The 1,385-nt window shown below is 30.6% G+C and carries 1 protein-coding gene and 1 pseudogene; one reads left to right on the top strand and one right to left on the bottom strand.

Annotated elements, in window-relative coordinates:
* Window positions 1-311: pseudogene (locus tag EKM02_RS14680) on the bottom strand (integrase); the annotation flags it as partial.
* A gap of 418 nt (window positions 312-729) precedes the next feature.
* Between EKM02_RS14680 and EKM02_RS14675 the strand changes: the two are divergent.
* Window positions 730-1,296: a hypothetical protein gene (locus EKM02_RS14675; RefSeq protein WP_126456429.1), complete on the top strand. Its 567-nt coding sequence runs from the start codon at window positions 730-732 to the stop codon at window positions 1,294-1,296.
* Window positions 1,297-1,385 lie beyond the last annotated feature (89 nt).

Below are 1,385 nucleotides of genomic sequence, written 5' to 3'. Positions count from 1 at the left end.
AGTCCACAACCATAGAGCAAACCGATCAGGATTTTGTGTTTAAGTAGTTTGGCACCTTGAAGCATCGCCCAAACTTCTTCTTTACTCAGCACAACAGGGAGCTTTTTCTCGTGTTTTATCGAAGGTAACCGTAAAAACTCATACGGCAGACCTTCGGATTTTAGCAAAAAACGAAGTCCGTAAACACAGTGTTTAAAATAGGTTTGAGAAGGTGTTTTAGACTTTTTTTGTTGGTAAAACAAGTAGTCTTGTACTTGTTCAGCATCTAATTCAGTGGGAATTTTACCAAAATACAGTGAAATTGCCGCCACATGGCGCGAATAGTTATTAAACGTACTTGCACTTCGGCCCAAAACCGAAACCGTACGCTCAAAACGTTGGAGCAATTCCTCAAAACCAGGAACTTCCCGCTTGGCTTGGTTCAGGATTTTGTTTTCTCTTAAGGCATCGGGATGCTTTTTTTTGTAGTCATACTATACTATTTTAGTTATCTTCGTAAGATAATCAAAATCTACAATGGTGCTACCGAAGGTTTAGTTCAACACACGCTACAAGCAATTTGGGGATTTGGCTTGATGGAAAAATTGGTTTGTATTTGGCAGATCCGAATAATGGGCTTAATTTAGTCCCAAACTGCTTGTAGCGCGGGGACGTTGCAAGAAACCTTAACCGAAAAAAACTAAAATAATACTGAATAAATTAAATTTAAGAACCAAAAATAAATAAGAAATGAAAAAATTAGTAATTATAATTGTGCTTATCGTAGGAATTAATAAATCATTTTCGCAAGTAACAGATTTAAAAATAATAACTAAACAAAATGACACTTTGAAAAATGTTGAATTGAAAATTAATTATTTCTCAAGAATAGAACTAAATTACAAACTTCAAGAAAAATTAGTTATTTCTGATGTAAATGGTAACAAAAAAGAATTGTTGCCAAATGATGTAAGTTCATTTAGTTTTAATTATGAAAACAAAGAGTATAATTATGAAAATGTTGAAAACAAAATTTTTGCACAACCTTTATATAAAAATAAATTAAAATTATTTCGATTTATAAAATCAGGTTATACATCTATAAATTTTTATATTATTGTAAGGCCAGATGATGGTAAAGTTTCTTATATGGAAGCAATGGGATTAGGTAGACTTATTTCAAAAAAAGTTATTAGCAGAGAAATTACTGACTGTCCAAATACAATAAGTAAAGTTGAAAGTAAAGAATTAAGAATTAACGGTGAAGAAGGAGTAATTGAATTAATAAAAGATTATGAAATGAATTGCTTCAAATAGTCTTTAAAATTTAATATGCTTATCCGTATTAACACCTAATCATTTTGTATCTTTAAAATCTAAACAGATTTGATATGAATATTTTAGAT

Origin of the sequence: Flavobacterium sp. RSP49, assembly GCF_003968735.1 — a bacterium.
Taxonomy (GTDB): Bacteria; Bacteroidota; Bacteroidia; order Flavobacteriales; family Flavobacteriaceae; genus Flavobacterium.
Note: the sequence above shows the minus strand (reverse complement) of the source record. Positions and strands in the feature narration are given on the sequence as shown.